Genomic DNA, 23,971 nt, shown 5'->3' with positions numbered 1-23,971 from the left:
TCGTATATCGTACATCGTAAAATCGTACATTAAAATGGAAGAACAACATATTGTAGCAGACAGGACCTTAATCCGGACAGCCCGGGTGATATCGGCTATATTCACGCCGTTTTCCATCCCGTTCCTGGCGTTTCTGATTCTGTTCCTTTTCTCGTACCTGCGCATCATGCCTATACAGTATAAGCTGATTGTGCTGGGAGTAGTGTACTGCTTCACTATTCTTATGCCTACGCTCACCATCTTCCTATTCCGTAAAATCAACGGTTTCAGTCCCGAAGACTTGGGTGAACGTAAGCGGCGCTTTATGCCATTCCTGCTTACTATTACTTCATACGTATTCTGCCTGGTGATGATGCACCGCCTGAATATCCCTTGGTACATGACGGGGATTATTCTTGCCGCATTGATCATGATGGTTATCTGCATTGTTGTCAATCTGAAATGGAAGTTAAGCGAGCACATGGCAGGTGTAGGGGCTATTGTAGGAGGGCTGGTATCTTTCAGTGCCTTGTTCGGATACAATCCGGTATGGTGGCTATGTCTGTTCATCCTGATTGCAGGTGTCCTGGGCACAGCACGTATTATTTTACAGCATCATACATTGGGAGAGGTACTGGTAGGTTTTGCCGTAGGATTAATTTGCTCCTTATTGGTGCTTCATCCACTGAGTAATATCCTGTTCCGTATCTTCCTCTTTTGAGAGAAGTGGAGAATTGAAGAATAAAGTAACTCCAATTGTCAATTATCAATTGTCAATTATAACAGTATTAACCTTTAAAAATAATGATCATGAATTTCCCAGAAAATGTAAAGTACACCAAAGAACACGAGTGGATACGCCTTGAAGGCGATGTAGCTTATGTAGGTATCACTGATTACGCTCAGGCACAATTGGGCGACATCGTATTCGTAGATATCCAGACGGAGGGCGAAACATTGGCAGCCGACGAAGTATTCGGGACCATTGAAGTAGTGAAAACCATTTCGGATCTTTTCTTGCCCGTAGGTGGAGAAATCCTGGAGCAGAACGAGGCTCTTGCTGACCAACCGGAACTGGTAAACAAAGATCCGTACGGCGAAGGCTGGCTCATCAAAATGAAACCAGATGCTGATGCAGATTTCGATTCATTGCTGGATGCAGCTGCCTACAAAGCGTTGATTAACGATTAACTATTAGTGATTAGCAAAATAATATTGAGAAGTTTGCTAATCACTAATCACTAAACACTAATAACTAAATAATTATGTCTCCATTAGTAAGCATCATCATGGGCAGCACCTCCGACCTCCCTGTTATGGAAAAGGCCGCTCAACTGCTGAATGATTTACATGTACCGTTCGAAATGAACGCTCTTTCTGCACACCGCACTCCGGAAGCTGTAGAGGATTTTGCAAAGAACGCCCGCGGACGCGGCGTTAAAGTGATAATCGCAGCCGCCGGCATGGCCGCCGCTCTGCCCGGAGTCATCGCTGCCAACACTACACTGCCCGTCATCGGAGTTCCCGTTAAAGGTTCTGTGCTGGATGGCGTAGATGCTCTCTACTCTATCATTCAGATGCCTCCCGGAATCCCTGTAGCCACAGTTGCCATCAATGGCGCCATGAATGCTGCCATTCTTGCTATACAAATGCTAGCTTTGGGCGATGCCGATCTCGCTGAAACTTTTGCAGCCTACAAAGAAGGGCTGAAAAAGAAAATCGTAAAGGCGAACGAGGAACTGAAAGAAGTAAAGTACGAATACAAAGTTAATTAATAATGAAGAATGAATAATGAAGAATTGGCTGCGCAATTATGCCGCATGGTAATTCTTAATTCTTCATTCTTAATTCATCATTTACATCGTGGATTTATTCAACTATTTCCGTCGGAAAACATCAGAAGTAAATATTGGAGCCACCCCTATGGGCGGCTCCAATCCTATACGCATACAGAGTATGACAAACACCGCCACGCAGGATACAGAAGCCAGCGTGGCACAGGCCAAACGCATTGTAGATGCCGGAGGTGAATATGTACGTCTAACAGCACAAGGTATTAAAGAAGCGGAAAACCTGATGAACATCAATGCCGGTTTACGCCGGGATGGATATATGGTTCCACTGGTTGCCGACATCCACTTCAATCCAAAAGTGGCAGACGTAGCAGCGCAGTATGTCGAGAAAGTACGTATCAATCCGGGAAACTATGTAGATGCCGCACGCACCTTCAAGCATCTGGAATATACAGACGAAGAGTATGCACAAGAGTTGCAGAAGATACATGACCGGTTCGTTCCTTTCCTGAATATCTGCAAGGAGAATCATACAGCTATCCGCATCGGTGTAAATCATGGCTCACTATCCGACCGCATTATGTCTCGCTATGGCGATACACCGGAAGGTATGGTAGAATCATGCATGGAGTTCCTGCGCATCTGTGTAAAAGAAGATTTTACAGATGTTGTTATCTCTATTAAAGCTTCCAATACAGTGGTAATGGTGAAAACGGTTCGCCTGCTGGCTGCCGTAATGGAAAAGGAAGGAATGCAATTCCCGCTGCACCTTGGCGTTACAGAAGCCGGGGATGGTGAGGACGGACGTATCAAATCTGCATTGGGTATTGGTGCATTGCTAGCCGACGGTCTGGGTGATACCATCCGCGTTTCTTTGAGCGAAGCTCCGGAAGCAGAAATACCTGTAGCACGAAAGTTGGTGGATTACATTATGCAGCACCAGGATCACCCTTACATACCCGGAGTGGAAGCGGAAGGTTTCAACTATCTTTCTCCGGTACGACGTGAGACAACTGCCGTACGCAACATAGGTGGGAATCACCTGCCTGTAGTCATTGCCGAACGCATGGACGGCAAGTTTGATACGAACCCGCAATTCATTCCGGATTATATATACGCCGGACGTGCCTTACCGGAAACTCGTGAAGAAGGAGTGGAATACATCCTGGATGCGGATGTATGGGAAGAAGAGCCCGGAACCTATCCGGCTTTCAATTACCAGCAGATGCCACTTATGGGCAATTGCCAAGCCGATTTGAAATTCATGTTTATGCCTTACATGGCACAAACGGAAGAAGTGATTGCTTGTCTGAAATATCATCCGGAAGTAGTCATTATATCACAGAGTAACCATCCTAACCGACTTGGGGAACATCGTGCCTTAGTGCACCAATTGATGCAGGAAGGACTGAAAAATCCGGTTGTATTCTTCCAGCACTATGCTGAAAATGATGCAGAGGATTTGCAGATAAAATCTGCTGCCGACATGGGAGCACTTATCTTCGACGGTCTTTGCGATGGTATTTTCCTGTTCAACCAGGGAGATCTCAGCCATGCCGTAGTAGATGCCACAGCCTTTGGTATTTTGCAAGCAGGACGTATACGCACCAGCAAAACGGAATATATCTCCTGTCCCGGATGCGGACGTACCCTGTTCGATCTTCAAAGTACCATAGCACGTGTAAAAGCTGCTACTTCACACCTGAAAGGATTGAAAATAGGTATTATGGGCTGCATCGTCAATGGTCCCGGAGAAATGGCTGATGCTGACTATGGCTACGTAGGTGCCGGACGTGGGAAAATCAGTCTGTATAAGAAGAAAGAATGCATTGAAAAAAATATTCCCGAAGAAGAAGCTGTAGAAAAGCTGATTGAGCTGATTAAAGCTAACGGGGATTATACAGAAAAGAATCTGTAATTTCTAAAATAAGAAAATACTTAGAACACCATTATTTTCCTCTTAAATATGAGAAAAATAATGGTGTATTTCTTTTAATGGTGTTTGATATATCCGTCAAAATCTACCCCCGTAAATGTAAAGTTATGATGTTCAGACGGATGAAAAGACTTGTTCCAGGTGGAATACGTCTTCACATCAATCTCTTTCGTCTTCCGATTGAAAGTAACTATACGGAGATAACCTTCACCACCCAACTTACTATCTGTCACACCACGTTGAAAATTAGCCAACATCTGATACACCCTATTCCCCTTTTCGGCAGTCGAAACAAGCGTCCCGACCCCACTTTTCAGGATATGACCGCAGAAAACGGCAATCACATTGCGATGTTTGGAAAGCAGCTTCTTCCAAATTCCAGCTCCGTCATTCACGGTTCGTCCGGATTCCTGCCCAATGCCGTATGCTTGGGGTCGCCACCAGTCTTTCCCATCGAGCAAGGTGCTGTCACTATATAAATAAGCGTGCGTATTCAGTATCACATACTTATCAGGATTCATGCTTACAACGGAATCCGCCCATATTAAGGCTTTATCATCCGGGCCGAACTCTATATTCAGCACCAGCCAATCCGCACCGCCCGATTTAAAAGTAATGTAATAGTTATCCAGAGTCTTACCATCTGCACTTGCTCCCCAGTACTTTCTCTGTTGCCAGAATGAAAGGGGAAAGTACTTATTGGCAACTGTCGTATTATACACATCCGAAAATTTGCCCGGCTTGCTGCCAATATCATGGTTTCCCCATACCACAGAATAAGGTATCCCAATCTTTTCTATACGAGCAAAGGACTTTTGCATATAAGACCATTCAACCGGTGAATTATTCTGTGTCAGGTCGCCAACCTGAAAAACTGCGTCTATCTTCCTTCGGTTAGCCACCAGCCAGTCTATTTGAGAGTCGAAAACCTCCGGACACTGTTCCAGATAGGTTTGTGTATCGGGCAGCACAACAAAAGTACTCACTTGCCTGGAAGAACTACAGGAAGTGAAGAGAACACTCCCTAAAAAGAGTACCCCCACAAGATAAGAGAGTTTCATCTTCTTCATTTCTTCTTCTGACTGAATATCCACTCCATAAATCCGGGATAATTGAATGCAGGATTCCAACTGCCATGATTACAACCGGAGAATTCGATGTATTCTACATCAGCACCGGCTGCCCTCAAGGCTTTATATGCCGCACGCGAACCTTCCGGAGTAACCACATTGTCGGCATCGCCGTGGAAGATACGGAACTTCACCTGTTTGGCGGCTTTCAGGCGGGCAGGATTCACCGTTCCGCAAATGGGAACTGCGGCCGCAAATATCTCAGGATAACGGATAGCCATATCAAACGTACCCATACCGCCCATGGAGAGCCCTATTATATAAACACGGTTCTTATCCACCTGCGGCATTGCCAGGTAGGTATCCAACAAATCTTTCACCGTCTGGAATACAGGAGTGAGGGGATTATCCAATGGCATCTCATCCGGCATGAATGAAGCAGGACGTTCCATATATGCCCAATAGCCGCTCACAGGGCATTGCGGCACAAGCACGAATGCAGGATACTTCTCTCTGTTCACCGGGTTGAGGAACATCTGTCCTCCATGCGTCAACTGTCTTTCATTGTCGTTGCCACGCTCTCCGGCACCGTGCAGGAAAAGCACTAAAGGGTATTTCTCTCCGGCTTTCACCGTTTCGGGACGCAGTAGGCGATAGGGCAACGTATCACCGCGGGAAGAAATAAAAGTTTCTTTTTGATAAGTCTCCTGTGCCGAAAGGGACAACAAAGAGAACAGCACGCAAACTACACTGATTATTCGTTTCATCTGAGTCACTATTTTACATGTTTTACTTCTGAGCGTAAAGATATACCATTTTCATTGAATGCCTCCACACAGAAATAATAATCCTGATCGGTAGTGAGGGATTTCATCAGCAGGTCATTCTTACCATACACCATCCAGGAACTGTAAAGTTTATCGGGAGCGATACCCCACAACACGTTGTAGCCCTGCGCACCTTTCACAGGCTCCCAACTGATGGCGATGTCACGACGGTCGGCATAACGGTCAAGAAACAGCTTTTTCGGTTGTTGTGGTGCCTTGCCTGTGCCCAGTCCGAATACGCGAAGCTCGGAAATAGCCAGGTTCGGAGTAGGTACGTCTATGTTCTTGTAGCGGATATAGCGTGCCGGTTCGGGCAAAGACAGTTCCACATAATCATTCGGAGTGTCCTTATAGCTCTCTTTGCGGTTCACCAGCACTTTCCAGTCCTGTCTGTCCAGCGAACCTTCAATGATGTAACGGTGGCGGAGGTCTTCGTAACGGCCGTACATGTCACTCTGATAGTCATGATAGTTAATCTGAATGGCACATACATCGGCAGGCTTCTCCATATCGATCATTACCCATTGGTGCTCATCGTTGGCTTCAGCCAACCAGAAAGTCTTAGTGAGTTCATCCGTCAGTGCAGAGGGTTGGAACTCCCCTTTTGTGGTGGAGGCTGTGACCGGCTTGCCATAGGAGAGCAGCATCCAACCCCTGAATTCACCGGCTTTACCCGGAACGGCAGGCGCATAGCGGGGATAATCTCCGAAACGGGTGTCGCAATACATAATGCCGTCTTTATCGAACCCCGCAGGGAACATACAAAGGCGCCGCTCCCAATTCACATTGATGGAGAGGGACATCGAAGCAAAATGCCAGTACTGCCCGCCGGGGCCAAGGACGGTGCTTCCATGTCCGGCACCATTCATATATCCGCCCGGTTTATAGGAAACGGGATTATGCTTCTGATAGGTATAAGGCCCCATCGGGTGATCTGCCACATAGACACCGTCGGCATAGACATTGAACTCTGTGCCCGGTGCACCGTATTGCATATAGTATTTCCCGTTGTGCTTCGTCAGCCAGGGACCTTCGATATATCCGCCCAGCACAGTGTCCGTATGGTTCTCGCCGAAACGCTCCCAGCCATGCTTGGGCATATCCAGGTTAAAGAGCTCTTTCGTCTCGCCCTTCTTCGTGAAGCGGTGGTTCTTATCCAGCTCCATACCACGGATGGGATAGACGTTGGATGAACCCCAGAACATGTAGGCTTTGCCATCATCGTCAATGAACAAGTCAGGGTCTTGCAGGTTGTGCAGGATGGCGGGCGTTGCTTCCCAATCGCCCGAAGCCGGATTATCAGTATACAGGATACTCATAGAGCCGGAAGGGTCTCCGGCTACATAGAGTACGGAGTCCTTATAGTTGTGTGCCGCCGGAGCATTACACCCCTGTGGATACCAGTTCTTTCCGGGACGCACAAACTCCCAGTTCAGTAAGTCGCGCGAACGCCAGTAGCCATGCGAACGGGTGACGAACATATAATATTCTCCCCGGAACTCCACCACTGCGGGGTCGGCGCCCGAACGGTAAGAGATATCCCGGTCGGAATTATAAATCATATACGTGTAATCGATGTTCAGAGGATTACAATAGGTATCCTGACGCATATCCTGCGCCGGAAGGGTAGTCCATGCAATCAGGCAGGCTACGGTCAGTAATAGGTATTTCATATTCTTCATCTCTGGTTTCTTATCGGGTTCGTTTATTTGCACAGTTCGCCGGGAACATCATATTGCTTCTGTAAACGTTCAAGTTCAGCCATAAGTTCGGTGGTAACCTTTTCCATGCCCTTTTTCCCATGCAGGTTATGCATTTCGGTCGGGTCGGTCTTTAAGTCATACAGTTCCCACTTGTCATCCACGTAGAAGTACATAAGTTTATAGCGCTCCATCTTCACGCCATAGTGTGCACGGACGCTATGGAAGCCGGGAAACTCATAATAATGATAATAGAGCGATTTGCGCCAGTCACGCGGTGCTTTCCCCTTCTCCACCAACGGACGGAAAGATACACCCTGCATATCCCGGGGAACTTCAATGCCGCACATATCCAGGAAGGTAGGTGCAAAATCAATGTTCTGCGTCAGCCCGGTCACCTGGGTTTCTGGTTTAATGTGCCCCGGCCAGCGCATCACCATCGGCATGCCGAAGGACTCTTCGTACATGAAGCGTTTGTCGAACCATCCATGCTCGCCCAGATAGAAGCCCTGGTCAGTGGTGTAGACAACTATTGTGTTCTTGTCCAGTCCGGTACGTTTCAGGTAGTCCAGAATCTCTCCCACACTTTCGTCCACGCTTGCTACAACGCCCATATAATCTTGCAGGTAACGCTGGTATTTCCACTCCGCCACTTCTTTGAAAGAACGTTGCTTAGAGTAGAACTCATTATTACGGTCGCGGTATGCATCGAGGAAGCGGCGATGCTCATCCGGCTCCATGGTTCCCAGAAAAGCGTGCGGCCAGGGGTCAAACAGCAAGCTGTCGCTGTCCATGCCGGCAACCATTTTCAGGTCGTGGCCCTCGTACATGTCACAATATATATTCATCTTCTGCATCTGTGCGGCATAGCGCCCCTCGTAAGCATCGAAATAGTTATCGGGAAGCGGGAAGATGGTGTGCTCATACAGATGATAATGTCTCTCGGCAGGCACCCAGTTGCGGTGCACCGCTTTATGGTGCATCATCAGGAAGAAAGGCTTGCTCTTATCTTTCCGCCCGTCGAGCCACTCTTCCGTATAACGGGTAATCAGGTCCGTCACATATCCCAGGTGGCGGGTGGTATCTTTCTCCGTGATGAAATGCGGATTGTAATATTCTCCCTGGTCGTTGAGAATCATCCAATGATCGAACCCGGTCGGGCGGGAAATAAGGTGCCATTTACCGATGATAGCAGTTTCGTAGCCATTTGCCTGTAATATCTTCGGTAAAGTTTGCTGCGCGCCGTCGAAACCTTTCGCCCAGTTCTTCATAAAACCGTTCTTGTGGCTATGCTTACCCGTAAGGATAGCGGCTCGGCTCGGGCCGGAAATGGAATTGCAGCAATAGTTATTCTGGAAAACCGCTCCTTCGTGTCCGATACGGTCGATATTCGGAGTCGGAGCGACCTTGCCGATAGGATGCCCGTAGATGCTCATTGCCTGACGGGCATGGTCGTCGCTCATGATGAAAATGATATTAGGGCGTTCATTCTGAGCATCCTGCTCCTGTCCCTGTATCGTTGCCGAAGGGACAAAAGGGAGCAGGACAAGCCCTAAAGAGAGTTTGTCTTTCATAGGTTCCTATATCAAATAAATGATTAATGAAGCGTCAGACCGGCAATAATGGGGGCATGGTCTGACAAATATCCGTCGTCCGGTTTATCGTCTATCACCCGGAACTTATCAGCACTCACCTGTCCGTTGACAAATACAAAATCAATCAACTGGCGGTTCTCAACCGGGATACGGCCAAAGTTATGGAAGCTCCATGCCGGACCGTAGACCGTGGAGGCAACGGAATAGGCGTTCTTCATTCCACCATCAGAAAGGATAGTGATCGGTTCCGAGTCCACCGTTCCGTTAAAGTCACCCGTCAGGATTACGGGCAACCCCTCTGCAAGTTCGTGCATCTTCGCAAGCAGCAACTTGGCACTCTCACGACGCGCCACTTTCCCTACATGGTCGAAATGAGTGTTGAAAACTGCCAGTTTCTTGCCACTGGCCTTATCTTTCAGGATAGCCCATGTCACAATGCGCTCGCAAGCGGCATCCCATCCCTTCACTCCAATCGTATCGGGAGTTTCACTCAGGCCAAAGTTTCCGTTCTTTATCAGCTCAAAGCGGTCTGTCTTGTAGAAAAGAGAGCAATATTCCCCCGCTTCCTTTCCATCCGCACGCCCCACGCCCAGAGCAGTGTATTGGGGAAGACGGTTCTTTAAATCGTCCAACTGGTTCTTCAGTACTTCCTGCATGCCCACCACATCAGGAGCGTAGTAGGCAATCATCTTTGCCGCATTATCCTTGCGGTACTTCCAGTTATTCAAGCTATCCGCCACGTGGTCCAGACGAATGTTGAACGACATGACATCGACCTTAGCTTCCGGCTGCCTGCCGCACGAAGCGACAAGCAGAACGAAAGCAACTAATACACTATTAAAAAACATCTTTTTCATGGTATCTTGTATTTATTTTAAGTAAGAGGACGTAAACCCTAATTTCTTCAATCCACTCTGTACGTCTGGATGACTCATAAAGAGCTTCCAAATCAGACCCGTGCGGTAATTTTCAATCATCACGACAATAGGTCCCTGGTCGATGGCCAGATACGAAGGTGCAAACCAGTTCTCCGTCAGGTTGAAGGCATCCTTGAAACCGTATTCCCCCCAAAGCTTACCGCCCAACTCTTCATAGAAGTAGCGCATGGCCTGAAGCGAATATTCCGGCGCATAAGGGATGGAAGACAAGGCGGCTGTGGGAGTAATCACTCCACGGTCGTTGCCGGGGCAATGAGCTGAATAGCCTTTATCTCCGTCACTGGCTGTCAGTCCCCAGCATTGTGCACCATATCCTTTGTAGCCCTTCGGATTGTCGATGCAATAGGCACGGTTTATCAAAGTATGAGCCTTCATCTGCTCCTCGTAATCTGCATAACGGTCTTTCAATCCGCGTGGGTCGAGCCCCATATAGGAATAATGGGTAAAGAACAACGGACCGCCAAAATCAGTTCCCAGAGGCAATGTTATATCATAAAACTGCTTACCATTCCTGAAAACGATAGAGTTGGCCCATCCTTTATGATACACCGATTCCGCAATGGGATAGGTGGGCGAAGCAGCAGCAAGGATATAAGTGATGTGACACTCATTATGCCCCTTAATCTGATGGTTCATAGCCCAACCGTTATTAGGCGACCAGTGCCAGTAAAGCACGTCTTCGCCATTGGTGAACCAGTTCCATTCTGCCTGGCGCCACAGTCCGTTGATAAGACTGCGGATGTTCCTTTCCACCGGGGTGTCTTTGTCAAAGTACTGGTGTGCAGCCAGCAAACCTTCGAACATAAAGGCAGACTCCACCAGGTCAGCTCCGTCATCTTTCCGGCTGAAAGGGATGGTCTTTCCTGTCTGCCCGTCTATCCAATGTGCCCAGATGCCGTGATAACTGTCCGTACTCTTGTCACTCAGAAAGCGGACAATCTTCAACATACGTTCCGCCGCCTGCTCGCGGGTGACGAAACCACGTTCCGCACCGACGATGATAGCCATCACGCCGAAACCCGAACCACCGATAGTCACAATATCATCACTGCCATTGCTACGTTCGCGTGCCAGCCCTGAAACCGGATGACCATAATCCCAAAAGTAACGGAAAGTTTGCTTCTGCACCAGAGTCATCAATTCTTCATCGGACAATGACTTCTCTTTCTTGCCCCCCGAAGCTGCCGGAAGCAGGCTGAATGGATAGAGCAAAAGTATCAAATATATCAATATTCTCATAATAATCAATCTATTAGTTTAATGCCGGGCTCTCAAAACCCAAATTCTTCAATCCTCGCTGAATGTCCGGTATAGCCATGAACAAATTCCAGAGCATTCCTGTCCTGTGGTTCTCTATCATACAGATAATCGGTCCCTGGTCGATGGCGATACATTGGTTATCGTACCAGTTGACTGTCAGGTTAAAAGCATCTACAAAGCCATAGTCTCTCCAGAGTTTGTCACCCATCTTATAATAGAAGAAATGCAAAGCGGATAAAGATTCCTCCGGTGTATAAGGGAAAGCCGAAAGAGCAGCCGTAGGAGCAATCACACCTTTATCGTTGGAGGGTGAATGAGCGGAATATCCACTGTCGCCATCGCTGGCCGTCAGTCCCCAGCAGGAAGTTCCATAACCGGCATAGCCTTTGGGGTTCTCTTTGCAATAGCTGTAGTTTATCAAGGTGTGGTTGCGGTTCTGTTCCCAGTAATCTGCATATTGGTCTTTCAGTCCTTTCGGGTTAATGCCGAGGAAGGAGTATTGGGACAGGAACAACGGTCCGCCCTTCTCAGCACCTAACGGGAGTTTATAACCGTAATAACTGTTGCCGTTCCTGAAGCCGCCATTCCTTGCCCATCCTGCCTCATACACAGTTTTGTCAATGGGGTGCGTAGGCGAAGAAGCAGCGAGTACATACGTAATCAGACACTCATTCCACCCTCTGATGGGCAGGTTCTTCTCAAATCCGTAGTTAGGACTCCAATGCCAATAAAGTACCGGTTCCCCGTTCTTCTGGAACCAGGTCCATTCAATGGCTTCCCACAAGCGGGTGATATCTGAACGCAACTTGCTCTCAGCATCCGAAGCTTCTTTGAAGTAAGCACGGGCTGCCAGTAGTCCCTGAAAGAGCAGGGAAGTTTCCACCAAGTCGGCGCCGTCATCTTTATCACCGAAAGGCTGGGTCTTGCCCGTAGAGCCGTTAATCCAATGCGAATAGGCACCGTGATAGCTCGTGCACTCTTCATCCAGGAAAGTAACAATCTTCTGCACTCTGCTGAGGGCTTCCTGACGGGTAACAAACCCCCTTTCGGTAGCCACCAGCATAGCCATCACACCAAATCCGGTACCTCCGGTAGTTACAACATCAGCAGAAGTAGTACGTTCGCGCGCCATTCCCGAATGTTCGTGCCCGAAGTTCCAGAAATACTTGAAAGTTTGCTTCTGCACCAAGGTTAGCAATTCTTCATCGGGAATACGGTCGAACTTATCCGAATCGTCCATTCCGGTTTTAATTTCATAAACCTTGCCGTTGGAGAGTAATACTCCGGAGGTGGATTTCACCCCCGGATTGATTACCAGTTTATATGAGGAAAAGCTCTTAAAGCCACCTATTGGTGTCAAAGAGAGTTTATCGGCACCCGATAAACTGAAGTTGCATGCCACTGCCTGGTCGTTCTGTTTCAGGGCAATGTTGGCGCGGGCCGATGCCTCATCCACCGCATCCGTAAAGGTAAGCACGATACCGGCATCGGGAGCTACATTGTCGAAAGAACTCTGATTCTGCTTGTCACCGATAGAGATACTTTTCAGTTCAAACGCACCGGGTGCTTCCGGGGCATCATCCTTACTGCAAGCCGCCAGCAACAGGCATAGCATGAAATAAATGACTCTCATATTCGCTACGTTCTTCATGTTTGTTATTCTTTACCGGAATAAAGTTGTTTTATCTCAGATGCGGATATAGCTCTGTCGTAGAAACGGAACTGGTCTAACTGTCCCGGGAAATTGGATGCCCAACTCTGTGCACCTGCACCTTCCGTCAGGCTGGGCTTCGTGCTGAACTGGAATGCTCCGATAGCAAACGTACCCCAATCTTTGAATTTAAGCTTTCCATAATCGGGAAGTTCCTTTGTAAGAGCACTTTCACCGTTCCGGTAAACCGTCATCGTCGAGTTGTCTCCGTCGTAAACGAACGCCATATGCACCCATTCAGTACCAAAGACATTGTCTATCTTCGCCTCTACCCATCTCTCGTCATTGTCCTTCACGGATGTACAGTTGTAGAGGTGCATCTTAAAGAACGCCTGGGTTTCGCTGCCCGTATTTTCCAGGTAGATATCGAAATTACCCCAGAAAGTCTTGGTGTTGGGGATGCTGAAAATACCGTAAGCTGACGTGTTTCTCGTTGTTTTCATCCAGAAAGCAACCGTACAGCTTCCCAATTCGGGTATGGTATCGTTCAGGTAGGAAGGGACACGTGCCAGCAGGTAAGAGTCTTTCGTTCCCTGATAAGCCTGTCCGTTGACTCCGTCAGTATAGGTAATTTCTCCACCGGCGCTCATCAGAAAGGTGTAGTTGCCTTTATCGCGCATATCATTCTCAAAGGGCAGGAACAGCTTCATCGGTGAATACTCCTTCCCGGCGGAACTGTCCGGATAGTCGAAAGCCGGATGGTCCATATCCTGGAAGCAAGATTGCAGTGTGAATGCCGACAAACCGAATGCCAGCAATAAGTTTATATATCTTTTCATGGTCGTTACTATATGGATTAATAATTAGGGTTCTGAACTAATACACCGTTTGATTTGTCAATCTCGTCCTGAGGCAGAGGCAACAATGCGTGTTTATCCTGATAACCGGTTTTTCCGGCAGCATGCAGCACTTCTTTGGCAATTCCCCAGCGCACGAGGTCGTAGAAGCGGTCGAACTCCATGCCCAGCTCAACCCGGCGTTCGTGACGGATAGCTTCGCGCAATTCGTTCTGGTCATCGGTAGTCACCTCCGGCAGGATATTGCCATTCGTGCCACGGGCACGGCTACGCACCATCTCAAGATATCTTTTCGCATTAGTCTTGTCGCCCGTTTCGCAAGCTGCTTCCGCAGCCATCAATACAACGTCAGAGTAACGGATCAGACGGATGTTCACCCAATATCCACCCTTTGTGTACTGTGCGCGCAAAGCCGGGTCAGTATATGCTTTCTTATTGAAATACTTGGCAACCACATCGGCATTGGCAATCGGCTTCTCACCATAAGGTTTGTTGGCAGGAATGGTCGACGGATCTTCCCCTGTTCTGATGAAATACAGCAAAGTTTCGTCTTTCCGGGGGTCACCTTCTTCAAACGCGTCGGCCAATAATTGGGTGGCAGTATGTTGCCCCCAACCTAAATTCCATTCGCCTGCTCCACGGCATCCTTGTACCTGAGCATACTGGCTGCCGATATCATTGGAACCCGGAAGGGCCGTAGTGGAAGTACATTGTAGTTCCAGGACAGACTCACTACAGTTTTCTCCTTTTTCACGGAAGATGGTTTCGTAAGGTGTATTCAGGTTGTATAAACCGGAAGCAATCACATCTTCTGCCGCAGCACGCATATTATTCCAGTCATTACGCATCATATAGGTGCGGGCATGCAAAGCGCGGGCTGCTCCCCAGCTAAGACGACCAACGTATTGTGCCTCCCAAGTGCGTGGCAAACAAGATTCCGCATTGCTCAGGTCTTCATCAATCAAAGTGTAAATTTGGGCAACAGAAGACTTGGGTATATTGGCATCTGCCACAGTCTCTACCTTAAAATCAATCAGAGGCACTTCGCCAAAAGCACGCACCAGATTGAAATAGCAGAAAGCACGCATGAATAGGGCTTCCCCTTTATTTATCAGGTCGCCGCCTGTCAATGACGGATTCGACTTCATCTCCTCCAATACATCATTGGCTTTATGAATCAACGTATAGTTAGCGTTCCAGTAACTTTTTATCATGCCGTTACTTGCAGCATATTCAAAGTCATCGAACATCTTTCCTGTAGCAGCTCCGTCAGCCAGCGTACTACCCTTTTCCGCATCTTCCGAGCGCATGCCATGAATAGCCAGTGCCGTGTTTCCCGACACGATATGATAACCACGGAGCAGAGCATACATATTAAATATCTGTGTCTCATAAGTACCTCCGGTCAGGTCATCTTCGGTCAATGATCCCTGAGGTTTTTGATCTAACAGGTCACTGCATGACATCTGGGAACATCCCAGTGCCAAAACCATTATATAATAAAATATCTTTTTCATACTGTTCGTCTTTCTTTTATTAGATTTCATGTTTAGAATGATAAATTAAAGCCCAAGGTATACACAACCGGCATCGGGTATCCTCCACCGTCAATACCAAACGAGGTTGCACTACCACCCACTTCCGGAGTATATCCGGTGTTGCGGCTCCACGTCTTGGGGTTCTGGATGTTACCATAGATGCGCAAAGCTTGCAGCTTGATGCGACTCAGCAAACGGGGATCGAAGGTATAGCCCAATTCTATGTTACGGATGCGGAAGAAACTGCCGTCCTCTACGAAGTAAGAAGAGGCTTCCAGGTTTACGGAACGGGACGGATCAAGAATTGGTTCCCAGTTGGATGTTCCTTCACCATGCCAGCGGTTCAGACGCTCTGTGCGATAGTTGAACTGTGCATAAGCACTGCTATCCCAATTGCGATAGACCTCATTCCCATAAACTCCCATCATATCCACACTCAAGTCAAAGTTCTTATAGCCCAAACTTACATTAAAGCCATACGTAAAATCAGGAGTAGGATTGCCAATCATCGTACGGTCTTTCTCTGAAATGATACCGTCTCCATTGACATCGGCAAACTTCAAGTCACCCGGCTTCACAGAAGCTACCTGATTGGGGAATGAGGTTTCAATATCCGTCTCGTTTTGATAAACTCCTGCCACTTTGTATCCATAGAAGTAACCGATGGGATAACCTTCGGACACTCGGGAAACACCGTTAATGATAGAGTAATCCTTGCTTATCAGTGACACCACTTCGTTGTCAATGGTAGTCAGGTTGGCAGAAATGCCATAACGCCAGTCTTCACCAATCTTATCATTCCAGGATGCCGACAATTCAAAACCACGGTTACGAATCTCGCCCGTGTTCTGCAATGCGGGGACCGTACCGGAAAGCCCGGGAACAGTGGTCAGCAAATCTTTCGTTGTCTTGTTGTAATATACAGGAGACAATTGCATGCGACCACCCAGCAGATGCATATCGAAACCTACTTCCCATGAGTAGTTGCGTTCCCAGCCCAATGTCTGCGAAATCAGTTTGTCCGGTCCTTTACCTGCGATTACATTGTCACCAAAGACGGCAGAGCCCGAACTTGTGATGTTGGGATAAGCCGGATAGCGGGAGCCGCCTGTATTCTGGCTTCCCAAAACTCCCCATGAACCTTTCAGCTTCAGATAATCAATCACATTTTGTTTCTTCATGAAGTTCTCTTCGCTCATTACCCAACCGGCACCGAATGAGTAGAAGTTATCCCATGTATTTCCCGTTCTCTTGAATACGGAAGAACCGTCGCGACGATAAGAGGCATTAAACAAGTAACGGTTTTTGTAGTTATACAGCGCACGGAACAGATAAGACATAGTGAAACGCTTGTACTGGGATGCTCCGTTAGTTGCTGATGTGGGATCATCGATAATGGAAATCCACCACTTATCCTCGTCTTCACCAATGGGAACACCATAACCCGGCAATTGGCTGCGACCTCCGGATAAGTCAGAGTATTCGTTATAGTTTGTTGTAAGACCGGCCGTCAGTGTCAGTCCATGATTACCAAACTGGTTGATATAGGTCAATACATAGTCAGACTGTGCAGCCATCGAGGTAGACTTGGACTGGCTGACACTCTCTTTATCCGTCAGCCTTTCTTTACCGCCTTCCACATCCGGATTGTACACATAAATGAGCGGAGAATAAGAACGTGACTGGTTGGAAGCATAGTCCAGAGAGAAGGTAGCCTTAAAGGTCAGGTTCTTCATCAGGTCAAGTTCACCATAGATATTTCCCGCCATACGATAATTGGCAGACTTATTATGAGCACCTCTCAACACAGGCTCAATCATCGGATTCCAGACCTGGGCGCGTTGGAAATCGGGAAGTGTATGCAGTAGACCGCTTTCCTGCTCATAGACAGGAGCAATCGGAGCTGCCTTCAAGGCAGATGCCACACCTTTTGCATCAGGATATAGAGCACGTACACCGTTCACTTGGAAACCGAAGCGCAGGAAATCGGTTACTTTATGTTCGCTATGCAGGTTTACTGTAAACTTGTTCAGCTTCTCACTTTGAATGGAACCTTCTTCCATTACATAGCCCAAACCTAAATAGAATTTGCTTCTTTCTCCCGAAGCCATAATACTAACCGTATTATTAGTGAGGAAACCGGTCTGGAACATCTCATCCTGCCAGTCGGTATCTGCATTCCACACGGTATAATCATACGGATCACCGCCCTGATTCATACGCTGCTCATTATAGAGCATCTTGAACTGCTCCGCATTGGTCAGGCTGACATGGTCAGTAACCGTCTTCCAACCTACCGAACCGTTGATGTTGACCTGGGTCTTGCCTTCTTTAGCCTTCTTTGTAGTAATAATGATAACTCCATTGGCACCGCGTACACCGAAGATAGCCAAAGAAGAAGGGTCTTTCAGAATTTCCATGGATTCAATATCAGCCGTATTCAGATAGTTGATATTATCGGTGAACAATCCGTCGACTACATACAGCGGAGTATAACCGTTGATAGAATTCGTACCGCGAACACGGATTTCAGGATCTTGTCCGGCACGGCCTGTATTGACTACCTGCACACCGGCAACCTTACCCTGAATAGAAGCTAAAGGATTAACAGATGGTTTGGAAGCAATTTCAGCAGCTTTCACCGTTACGATAGAGCCGGTCAAATCGCGTTTCTTGGCACTACCGTAACCCACTACAACCACTTCATCGATGAGCTGGCTGTCTTCCTCCATCGCTACGTTGACGTTGGAACGACCGTTAAGTGCCACCTCCTGCTCTTTCATACCAATATAGCTGAATACCAAAGTGGCATTGACCGACACGCCCGAAAGCTGGTATTTTCCGTCAATATCTGTAATTGTTCCCATATTCTCCTGTCCCTTTACCCGGACCGAAGCGCCTATAACAGTCTCGCCTGTCTTGTCAGTAATGACACCCGAAACTGTAATCTTGTTCTGTGCCATCGAAACGACAGCGAACAGCAACATCACACATGTAATTAATAGATTCTTCTTCATTTTGTATTGATTTAAAATTGCTCAGCAAACGTAGAGCATAAATTGATTTAAGTCAAAAAACGGGCTACCACAAGAGTACCACGCTTCATCAAAGTACTACTTTATAACTACTACACTCTATCAGAACAAACTAGTTATCAGATGTTTATTTTTAATAAAGTTTCCATGTTCCCATGTCATCCTTACCCGCTTCCGGTTTCGGAGCTTTATTGGAAAACTCTTTCAGTATAACTTTACTTTGGGAATCCGTTGGCGGAATTAATGTTTCCTTCCTCGCATCTGCAAGAATTCAAGACCGGGTTCTGTCCATACCTGGCTCGTATCTGGTCCGTACCTGCTCCGTAGCAAATTCGGTTAGAGGTACCTTTAACCGAATTTGCTACGGAGCAGGTACGGACCAGATAGTTATTTGATATGTGCCTGACTCAAGCCAGGCTAACGGCTAATTCCACCAACGGGCTTTAGGATTATTAAAAGAATTTAATGAAGGGTGAACAAAGCCTTATTCACGTTGCGGCTGTCAGTACCTATCATCACTTCAAAGTCACCCGGTTCGCACACAAAATCCAGATTGTAGTTGTAGAACTTCAACATATCGGACGTTATCTTGAAAGATATCTGTCTCGCTTCACCAGCTTTCAGGAAGATTTTTTCAAAGCCTTTCAGTTCTTTCACCGGACGGGTTACACTGCCTACAAGGTCGCGGATGTAAAGCTGCACCACTTCGGCACCATCGCGCTTTCCGGTATTGGTCACCGTTACGGTGGCTGTGATTTCTCCATTAATGTTCATGGACGATTGATCCAATGTAATGTCACTGTAAGAGAAAGTAGTGTAACTCAAGCCATATCCGAACGGATAGAGCGGTTCATTATCAACATCCAGATAGTTGCTGCGGAACTTCTGGAACCATTTGCCCTCCGCCAGAGGACGACCGGTATTCTTATGGTTATAAAACAAAGGAATCTGCCCCACATTTTTCGGGAAAGTCATCGTCAGTTTGCCGCTCGGGTTTACATTGCCGAACAATACATCGCCAATGGCAAGGGCGGCTTCACTACCACCAAACCATACATTCAGGATGGCAGGCACGTTTTCCTGTTCCCAGTTCAGCACCAAAGGACGGCCGGTGAACAACACCAATACTACCGGTTTACCGGTTTTCAATAATTCCTGCAAAAGCACACGCTGGGTATCCGGCATTTCAAGGTCTGTGCGGCAACTGCTTTCTCCGCTCATTTCAGAAGATTCGCCCAGGGCGGCAACAATCACATCCGACTTGGCTGCCACAGCGAGAGCCTCATCCAGTAGTTCTTTGTCCGTACGGTTGTCACGGTGCAAAGTACGTCCAAACATGGTGGCACGTTCTTCATATTCAGCATCGCTCATCAGGTTGCTGCCTTTTGCCGTAAGAATTCTGGCTTTGCCGCCTACCACATCTTTCAGTCCTTCAACCAGCGAAGGATATTTATTCATCACGGCAGCCACGCTCCACGTACCCGGCATGTTGCTACGGCTATCCGCCAAAGGCCCTACTACGGCAATCGTTCCTTTTTTTGCCAGCGGAAGCACATTGCCTTCATTCTTCAACAGTACAAAACTTTCCGAAGCTGTTTTGCGGGCAATGGCACGGTGTTCTTTGGTGAAGACTTCTTTCTTCGGACGAGTTACATCGCAATACTTATAAGGATTATCAAAAAGACCAAGTTTGTATTTAGCTTCCAGAATACGGCGACAAGCAGCATCGACAGCCTTTACCGAAACTTTACCTTCTTCCAGAGACTTCTTAAGGGTACTCGTGAAAGCATCGCTCACCATATCCATATCGACACCTGCATTCAGTGCCAGGGCGGCAACCGTCTGTGTATCACCCATACCGTGGTCCGTCATTTCGGTGATACCGGTGTAATCCGTCACAACGAATCCGCCAAAGCCCCATTGCTTGCGGAGCACATCTGTCATCAACCATTTATTTCCGGTGGCGGGCACTCCGTCCACTTCGTTGAACGAAGCCATAACACTGCCCACACCTTCTTCTACAGCCGCCTGATAAGGCAACATATATTCATTGAACATACGCTGATGGCTCATATCCACCGTATTATAATCACGTCCGGCCTCCGGTGCACCATACAGGGCAAAGTGCTTCACACAAGCCATGATTTCATTATTACGGCTCATATCTTTTCCCTGATAACCGCGCACCATGGCGCGTGCAATTGCCGCTCCCAGGAAAGGGTCTTCACCGTTACCTTCGGAAACACGTCCCCAACGGGCATCACGAGAGACATCCACCATCGGACTGAATGTCCAGCAAATACCGTCGGCACTGGCTTCAATGGCAGCGATGCGCGCAGATTCTTCAATGGCTTTCATATCCCACGTGCAGGACAAGCCCAAAGGTATAGGGAATACAGTTTCGTATCCATGAATGACATCCATACCAAACAAAAGAGGAATACCGAGCCGGCTCTCCTCAATCGCCTGTTTCTGCACATCGCGGATGCGTTCCACTCCTTTCAGATTGAAAAGACCACCTACTTCACCGGCACGGATACGTTTGGCCACATTGCTGCTCTTGGCCTGCCCGGTAGTAATCTCGCCCGTTACCGGAAGGTTCAACTGACCTATTTTCTCTTCAAGAGTCATCTTCTTCATCAGGTCGTCGATGAAACGGTCCATGTCTAAAGGAGATTTCTGTGCTTGTACGCCAATAGATACAAACATCAATAACATTAAAAACAATTGTAACTTAAGGGATAAATGTTTCATGCTTTTCATTCTTTATTATTATTGGAGAAAAATGATTTCACTGCAAATAAAGGGAAAGCCCTTAAAACTCTTATAATCCGGTGCTACAACAAAAGTACCTTTAGGGCAGATTATAAAAAAAGGAAGTACTATTTTAATACGTCCTTTCACTTTATCAAACTAAGGGTCAGTTACTTAAAATTTATCATAAAATCCGTCAGACTATCTTCCTGAGGCAGGTTGAACTTCTTGCGTAGGCGGTATCTTGCCGCATCCACTCCACGTATCGAGATGTTCAGCAGCTTCGCAATCTCCTTCGTCGGCAGGTTCAAGCGAAGCAAAGCGCAGAAGCGCAAGTCGCCCGATGTGAGGTCAGGATACTGCTGTTTCAGGTTTCGGAAGAAGTTCTCGTGTATCCGGTCGAAGTTGGCCTGAAACATGTTCCAGCTCTCTTCGTCCGAAACGATGTTGTTATTCACCAAAGCGAGCAGTTTATCCAGGTTCTTCCGTGTGTACTGCCCGGACAGCTTCTGCTGCTGTATCTCTTCCTTCAAGGAGTTCAGAAACTCCTGATGGGCGATATTAGTCATTACCACTCCCGACAACTCCTTGCTCTTGAAACGTAGGTCTGCTTCAAGTTGTTCTTTCTCGAGTTCGATAATCTTCTTCTCTTGCTGTTCAATCTCAGCCTGATGGGCTATGCGCTGTTGTTCAATCACGCGGTCTTTCTTCTTCTTCACGGACTGGTAAACGATGTATTGCAACAACAGTAACAGAATCAGTCCGGCAAGTACATAGCCACTGATAGCCCAGTAGGACAGGTACCAAGGCCTCAATATGACGAAAGGAAGAGTTGTCGATGCCAGAATCTGGTTTCCATCATATACTTCCGCTTTGAAGACATAAGAGCCAAAAGGCAAACGAGTATATTTCTTCTCCAGACTACGCTCATTGTCCACCCACTGGTCGTTAAGCCCCTCCAGCTTGTACCTAACCTTATAAGTATAGTTATTATAAACCGGATAACACAAAGAGAAGCACACCGTACTGAACTCCGCCTCTATCTTGTTTTCTTCTTGCACGGACAGTTGTTTTTTCTTTCCCGTCCATTCAGCCTCTACTGTGATGCCCGAAACCCACAAGGAACGCTTAACGGGAGATTTATATAACAGGGAACTATCTGCATCAATGCGGGCAATAGCATTATTCAGGCAGAGATAAGAGCTTTTGCTACCCTTGTCATAAACCATCGCCGCCCTTTCTTCTATCGACAGACCTTCAAACAAAGAGAATGGAATCCGATGTTCAACCTGAAAGACATTCATCTCACACTTCACCAGATAGGCCATCCGCCCACTGACAAGCCAGTACATATTACCGCCTGCATGACTCACATCATTTATCCCTTTCAGCTCCGCTAGCTGCTCATTCATCACCTCGTAGGAGATTATCGAGTCAGCCATATCTTCATAAGTATAGAATGCCTTTCCGTTTGAAAAGACCACCCGACCGTTAATTTTAAAGAGAGAGAAATTCCCATCTTTCACATCTCCCAGTTCCATATACATTTTGAGGTCCTCTACCCTCTTCAAATCCTGACTGATCCGTAAGCGGAACAATCCCTTCCGCAAATGCTTTACCCAAATATTCCCCCGGTGGTCCATTTCTATGCCCCGCACCATATGGGTAAACCCGCCTAATGAATTCAAAAAGCTCCAGACCCCGGAAGCATTCTCCTTATACAGATTCAGAAACGTATAAGTTCCCTGCAATAGCAACGGATGTCCTTCATGGTAGATTTCCCTCATGCACATCGCCCCCCTTACGTCCGAAATCAATGACGCCTGCAAACCTGCTATCTGAAAAGTACCTTTATTATGCCCGCAGAGAATCTGGTTTCCCCACTCTTTGACGTACCATGCTTGTTCCTCCAATCCCGGAACAAGTTCCAACTTTCCACTCTTCATCCGGTAAACGCCCTGATTGGAAGCCACATAAGCCTCATCTTCTTTTACCAGTACATCATAAATCATACCAATCTTCCGGTAAGGAGGTTCATAATAATATACCAGGGAGTTATTTAGTATATAAGCTATTCCTTCGTCCAAAGCCACCCAGACATTATTATCGGCATCACAGTAAAGCCCCAGAACCGTATTGTTCTGCAAACGGCTATCCGTGTTTTCCTTCCAGAGCAACCGTCCCTTTTTGTCTATCGCATAAACTCCGTTGGAGATGGTACCAATGATATAGCAACTATCTTTCGTCATCACTGCCCGGTTAACAGTGTACTTCTCCAATTCTGCATCACATTCCGTATGCCACTTCACGACTTTTCCATGCTGATAAATGAAGCCGCCACTATTCCGGGTCAGCAGCAAAGCGCCGTCATCATACGGAAGTCCTGCCATGACATCACTGTCGCCCAGCAGCTTCCGGTCAATCAGGCGTTCAAATCCATCGTTTATAAAGATAGAAAGCCCCTCATTTATCAGTTGGGAATAAAAAGTATCACCTACCTGGAACAGATTCAGCGGGAGCGATTTCGTGCGGATACCTCTCACGATATGTCCGTCGTAAATGAATAGGGAACCAAAAGACTGAAATACAATCTCATCCTGCACCGGCACAATACTCCAGATTTCATCATTCTGAAACCGGAAGTCTTTTACTTCATCTTTTAACGAATGGTATACAAGGCAATCTAACGAGTCACGTTCAAAGTAACCGAACTCTTCAAAAGAGCCTACAAATATCTTTCCGTCTTCGCCAATGTACACAGCACGCACAATATTCTTAGTAGGCAACTCATGCAGTTCCCACCTGCTCCCGTCAAACTCCAGCAAGCCTTTGTTGTTACCAATGTACATGATTCCCCTCTCATCCTGAGCAATAGACCAATTCTGGATTCCTGCATTATAATCGGACACGGAATAACTTCTCACGATGGGAGAGAATGGAATAGAAGAACCTCGTGATAAACTACTAAATAGAGAAAAGATACAGAATAATAGCAGGGTTGTTCTCATAGACGTTGCTTTACGGTAATCTTTAAGCAA

General features: G+C 47.2%; 16 protein-coding genes. 4 read left to right on the top strand and 12 right to left on the bottom strand.

The window, feature by feature from the left end; all coding sequences use genetic code 11:
- The first annotated feature begins 34 nt into the window (after positions 1-34).
- The 4 genes from VYM24_RS07365 to VYM24_RS07350 all read left to right on the top strand — a co-directional run bounded on the left by VYM24_RS07365 (position 35) and on the right by VYM24_RS07350 (position 3,690).
- The gene (locus VYM24_RS07365) at positions 35-700 is read left to right on the top strand and encodes a membrane protein (protein ID WP_007211885.1); all 666 of its coding nucleotides are present in this window, start codon (positions 35-37) and stop codon (positions 698-700) included.
- A gap of 89 nt (positions 701-789) precedes the next feature.
- Complete coding sequence (gene gcvH, locus VYM24_RS07360) at positions 790-1,170, top strand: glycine cleavage system protein GcvH (protein WP_118466247.1); 381 nt, start codon at positions 790-792, stop codon at positions 1,168-1,170.
- Positions 1,171-1,244: 74 nt separating this feature from the next.
- Positions 1,245-1,754, top strand: a complete 510-nt coding sequence (gene purE, locus VYM24_RS07355; RefSeq protein ID WP_291550025.1) for a 5-(carboxyamino)imidazole ribonucleotide mutase — start codon at positions 1,245-1,247, stop codon at positions 1,752-1,754.
- Between the two features lie 88 nt (positions 1,755-1,842).
- Positions 1,843-3,690: a 4-hydroxy-3-methylbut-2-en-1-yl diphosphate synthase gene (locus VYM24_RS07350; RefSeq protein WP_291550024.1), complete on the top strand. Its 1,848-nt coding sequence runs from the start codon at positions 1,843-1,845 to the stop codon at positions 3,688-3,690.
- 74 nt (positions 3,691-3,764) lie between these two features.
- On the opposite strand, the gene VYM24_RS07345 is transcribed toward VYM24_RS07350, so the two are convergent.
- From VYM24_RS07345 to VYM24_RS07290, 12 genes are all read right to left on the bottom strand, one after another.
- Positions 3,765-4,778 (bottom strand): metallophosphoesterase, encoded by a 1,014-nt coding sequence (locus VYM24_RS07345; protein WP_299095958.1) that lies wholly within the window; start codon positions 4,776-4,778, stop codon positions 3,765-3,767.
- Positions 4,775-5,545, bottom strand: coding sequence for a carboxylesterase family protein (locus tag VYM24_RS07340; RefSeq protein ID WP_330941879.1), 771 nt, complete (start codon positions 5,543-5,545; stop codon positions 4,775-4,777). The genes VYM24_RS07345 and VYM24_RS07340 overlap by 4 nt, the downstream gene beginning before the upstream one ends.
- Positions 5,546-5,553: 8 nt before the next feature.
- A complete protein-coding gene (locus VYM24_RS07335) occupies positions 5,554-7,278 on the bottom strand; it encodes a family 43 glycosylhydrolase (protein ID WP_291550172.1) in 1,725 nt (574 codons plus the stop codon).
- Between the two features lie 32 nt (positions 7,279-7,310).
- On the bottom strand, positions 7,311-8,879 hold the full coding sequence (locus VYM24_RS07330) for a sulfatase family protein (protein ID WP_330941878.1): 1,569 nt from the start codon (positions 8,877-8,879) through the stop codon (positions 7,311-7,313).
- Between the two features lie 23 nt (positions 8,880-8,902).
- The gene (locus tag VYM24_RS07325) at positions 8,903-9,757 is read right to left on the bottom strand and encodes an endonuclease/exonuclease/phosphatase family protein (RefSeq protein WP_291550017.1); all 855 of its coding nucleotides are present in this window, start codon (positions 9,755-9,757) and stop codon (positions 8,903-8,905) included.
- Between the two features lie 12 nt (positions 9,758-9,769).
- Positions 9,770-11,077, bottom strand: coding sequence for a glucoamylase family protein (locus tag VYM24_RS07320; RefSeq protein WP_330941877.1), 1,308 nt, complete (start codon positions 11,075-11,077; stop codon positions 9,770-9,772).
- A gap of 13 nt (positions 11,078-11,090) precedes the next feature.
- Positions 11,091-12,731 carry a glucoamylase family protein gene (locus VYM24_RS07315; RefSeq protein WP_330942223.1) on the bottom strand — a complete coding sequence of 547 codons (1,641 nt, stop codon included), beginning with the start codon at positions 12,729-12,731 and terminating at the stop codon, positions 11,091-11,093.
- Between the two features lie 23 nt (positions 12,732-12,754).
- On the bottom strand, positions 12,755-13,588 hold the full coding sequence (locus VYM24_RS07310) for a LamG domain-containing protein (RefSeq protein ID WP_330941876.1): 834 nt from the start codon (positions 13,586-13,588) through the stop codon (positions 12,755-12,757).
- Positions 13,589-13,605: 17 nt separating this feature from the next.
- Positions 13,606-15,123 carry a RagB/SusD family nutrient uptake outer membrane protein gene (locus VYM24_RS07305; RefSeq protein ID WP_330941875.1) on the bottom strand — a complete coding sequence of 506 codons (1,518 nt, stop codon included), beginning with the start codon at positions 15,121-15,123 and terminating at the stop codon, positions 13,606-13,608.
- 32 nt (positions 15,124-15,155) lie between these two features.
- Positions 15,156-18,161: a SusC/RagA family TonB-linked outer membrane protein gene (locus tag VYM24_RS07300; protein WP_291550010.1), complete on the bottom strand. Its 3,006-nt coding sequence runs from the start codon at positions 18,159-18,161 to the stop codon at positions 15,156-15,158.
- Between the two features lie 480 nt (positions 18,162-18,641).
- On the bottom strand, positions 18,642-20,933 hold the full coding sequence (bglX, locus tag VYM24_RS07295) for a beta-glucosidase BglX (protein ID WP_330941874.1): 2,292 nt from the start codon (positions 20,931-20,933) through the stop codon (positions 18,642-18,644).
- Between the two features lie 170 nt (positions 20,934-21,103).
- A complete protein-coding gene (locus VYM24_RS07290; RefSeq protein ID WP_330941873.1) occupies positions 21,104-23,941 on the bottom strand; it encodes a triple tyrosine motif-containing protein in 2,838 nt (945 codons plus the stop codon).
- Positions 23,942-23,971: the final 30 nt, after the last annotated feature.

It is taken from the genome of Bacteroides sp. MSB163 (assembly GCF_036416795.1).
GTDB lineage: Bacteria > Bacteroidota > Bacteroidia > Bacteroidales > Bacteroidaceae > Bacteroides > Bacteroides maternus.
This window is presented reverse-complemented; position numbering and strand designations above follow the sequence as displayed.

What these genes read in the sequence shown, in the direction of transcription:
- purE (WP_291550025.1), top strand. Translation starts at nt 1,245, where the DNA reads ATGTCTCCATTAGTAAGCATCATCATGGGCAGCACCTCCGACCTCCCT.
- VYM24_RS07315 (WP_330942223.1), bottom strand. Translation starts at nt 12,731, where the DNA reads ATGAGAGTCATTTATTTCATGCTATGCCTGTTGCTGGCGGCTTGCAGT.
- VYM24_RS07305 (WP_330941875.1), bottom strand. Translation starts at nt 15,123, where the DNA reads ATGAAAAAGATATTTTATTATATAATGGTTTTGGCACTGGGATGTTCC.
- bglX (WP_330941874.1), bottom strand. Translation starts at nt 20,933, where the DNA reads ATGAAACATTTATCCCTTAAGTTACAATTGTTTTTAATGTTATTGATG.
- VYM24_RS07335 (WP_291550172.1), bottom strand. Translation starts at nt 7,278, where the DNA reads ATGAAATACCTATTACTGACCGTAGCCTGCCTGATTGCATGGACTACC.
- VYM24_RS07330 (WP_330941878.1), bottom strand. Translation starts at nt 8,879, where the DNA reads ATGAAAGACAAACTCTCTTTAGGGCTTGTCCTGCTCCCTTTTGTCCCT.
- VYM24_RS07340 (WP_330941879.1), bottom strand. Translation starts at nt 5,545, where the DNA reads ATGAAACGAATAATCAGTGTAGTTTGCGTGCTGTTCTCTTTGTTGTCC.
- VYM24_RS07320 (WP_330941877.1), bottom strand. Translation starts at nt 11,077, where the DNA reads ATGAGAATATTGATATATTTGATACTTTTGCTCTATCCATTCAGCCTG.
- gcvH (WP_118466247.1), top strand. Translation starts at nt 790, where the DNA reads ATGAATTTCCCAGAAAATGTAAAGTACACCAAAGAACACGAGTGGATA.
- VYM24_RS07300 (WP_291550010.1), bottom strand. Translation starts at nt 18,161, where the DNA reads ATGAAGAAGAATCTATTAATTACATGTGTGATGTTGCTGTTCGCTGTC.
- VYM24_RS07365 (WP_007211885.1), top strand. Translation starts at nt 35, where the DNA reads ATGGAAGAACAACATATTGTAGCAGACAGGACCTTAATCCGGACAGCC.
- VYM24_RS07290 (WP_330941873.1), bottom strand. Translation starts at nt 23,941, where the DNA reads ATGAGAACAACCCTGCTATTATTCTGTATCTTTTCTCTATTTAGTAGT.
- VYM24_RS07345 (WP_299095958.1), bottom strand. Translation starts at nt 4,778, where the DNA reads ATGAAGAAGATGAAACTCTCTTATCTTGTGGGGGTACTCTTTTTAGGG.
- VYM24_RS07310 (WP_330941876.1), bottom strand. Translation starts at nt 13,588, where the DNA reads ATGAAAAGATATATAAACTTATTGCTGGCATTCGGTTTGTCGGCATTC.
- VYM24_RS07325 (WP_291550017.1), bottom strand. Translation starts at nt 9,757, where the DNA reads ATGAAAAAGATGTTTTTTAATAGTGTATTAGTTGCTTTCGTTCTGCTT.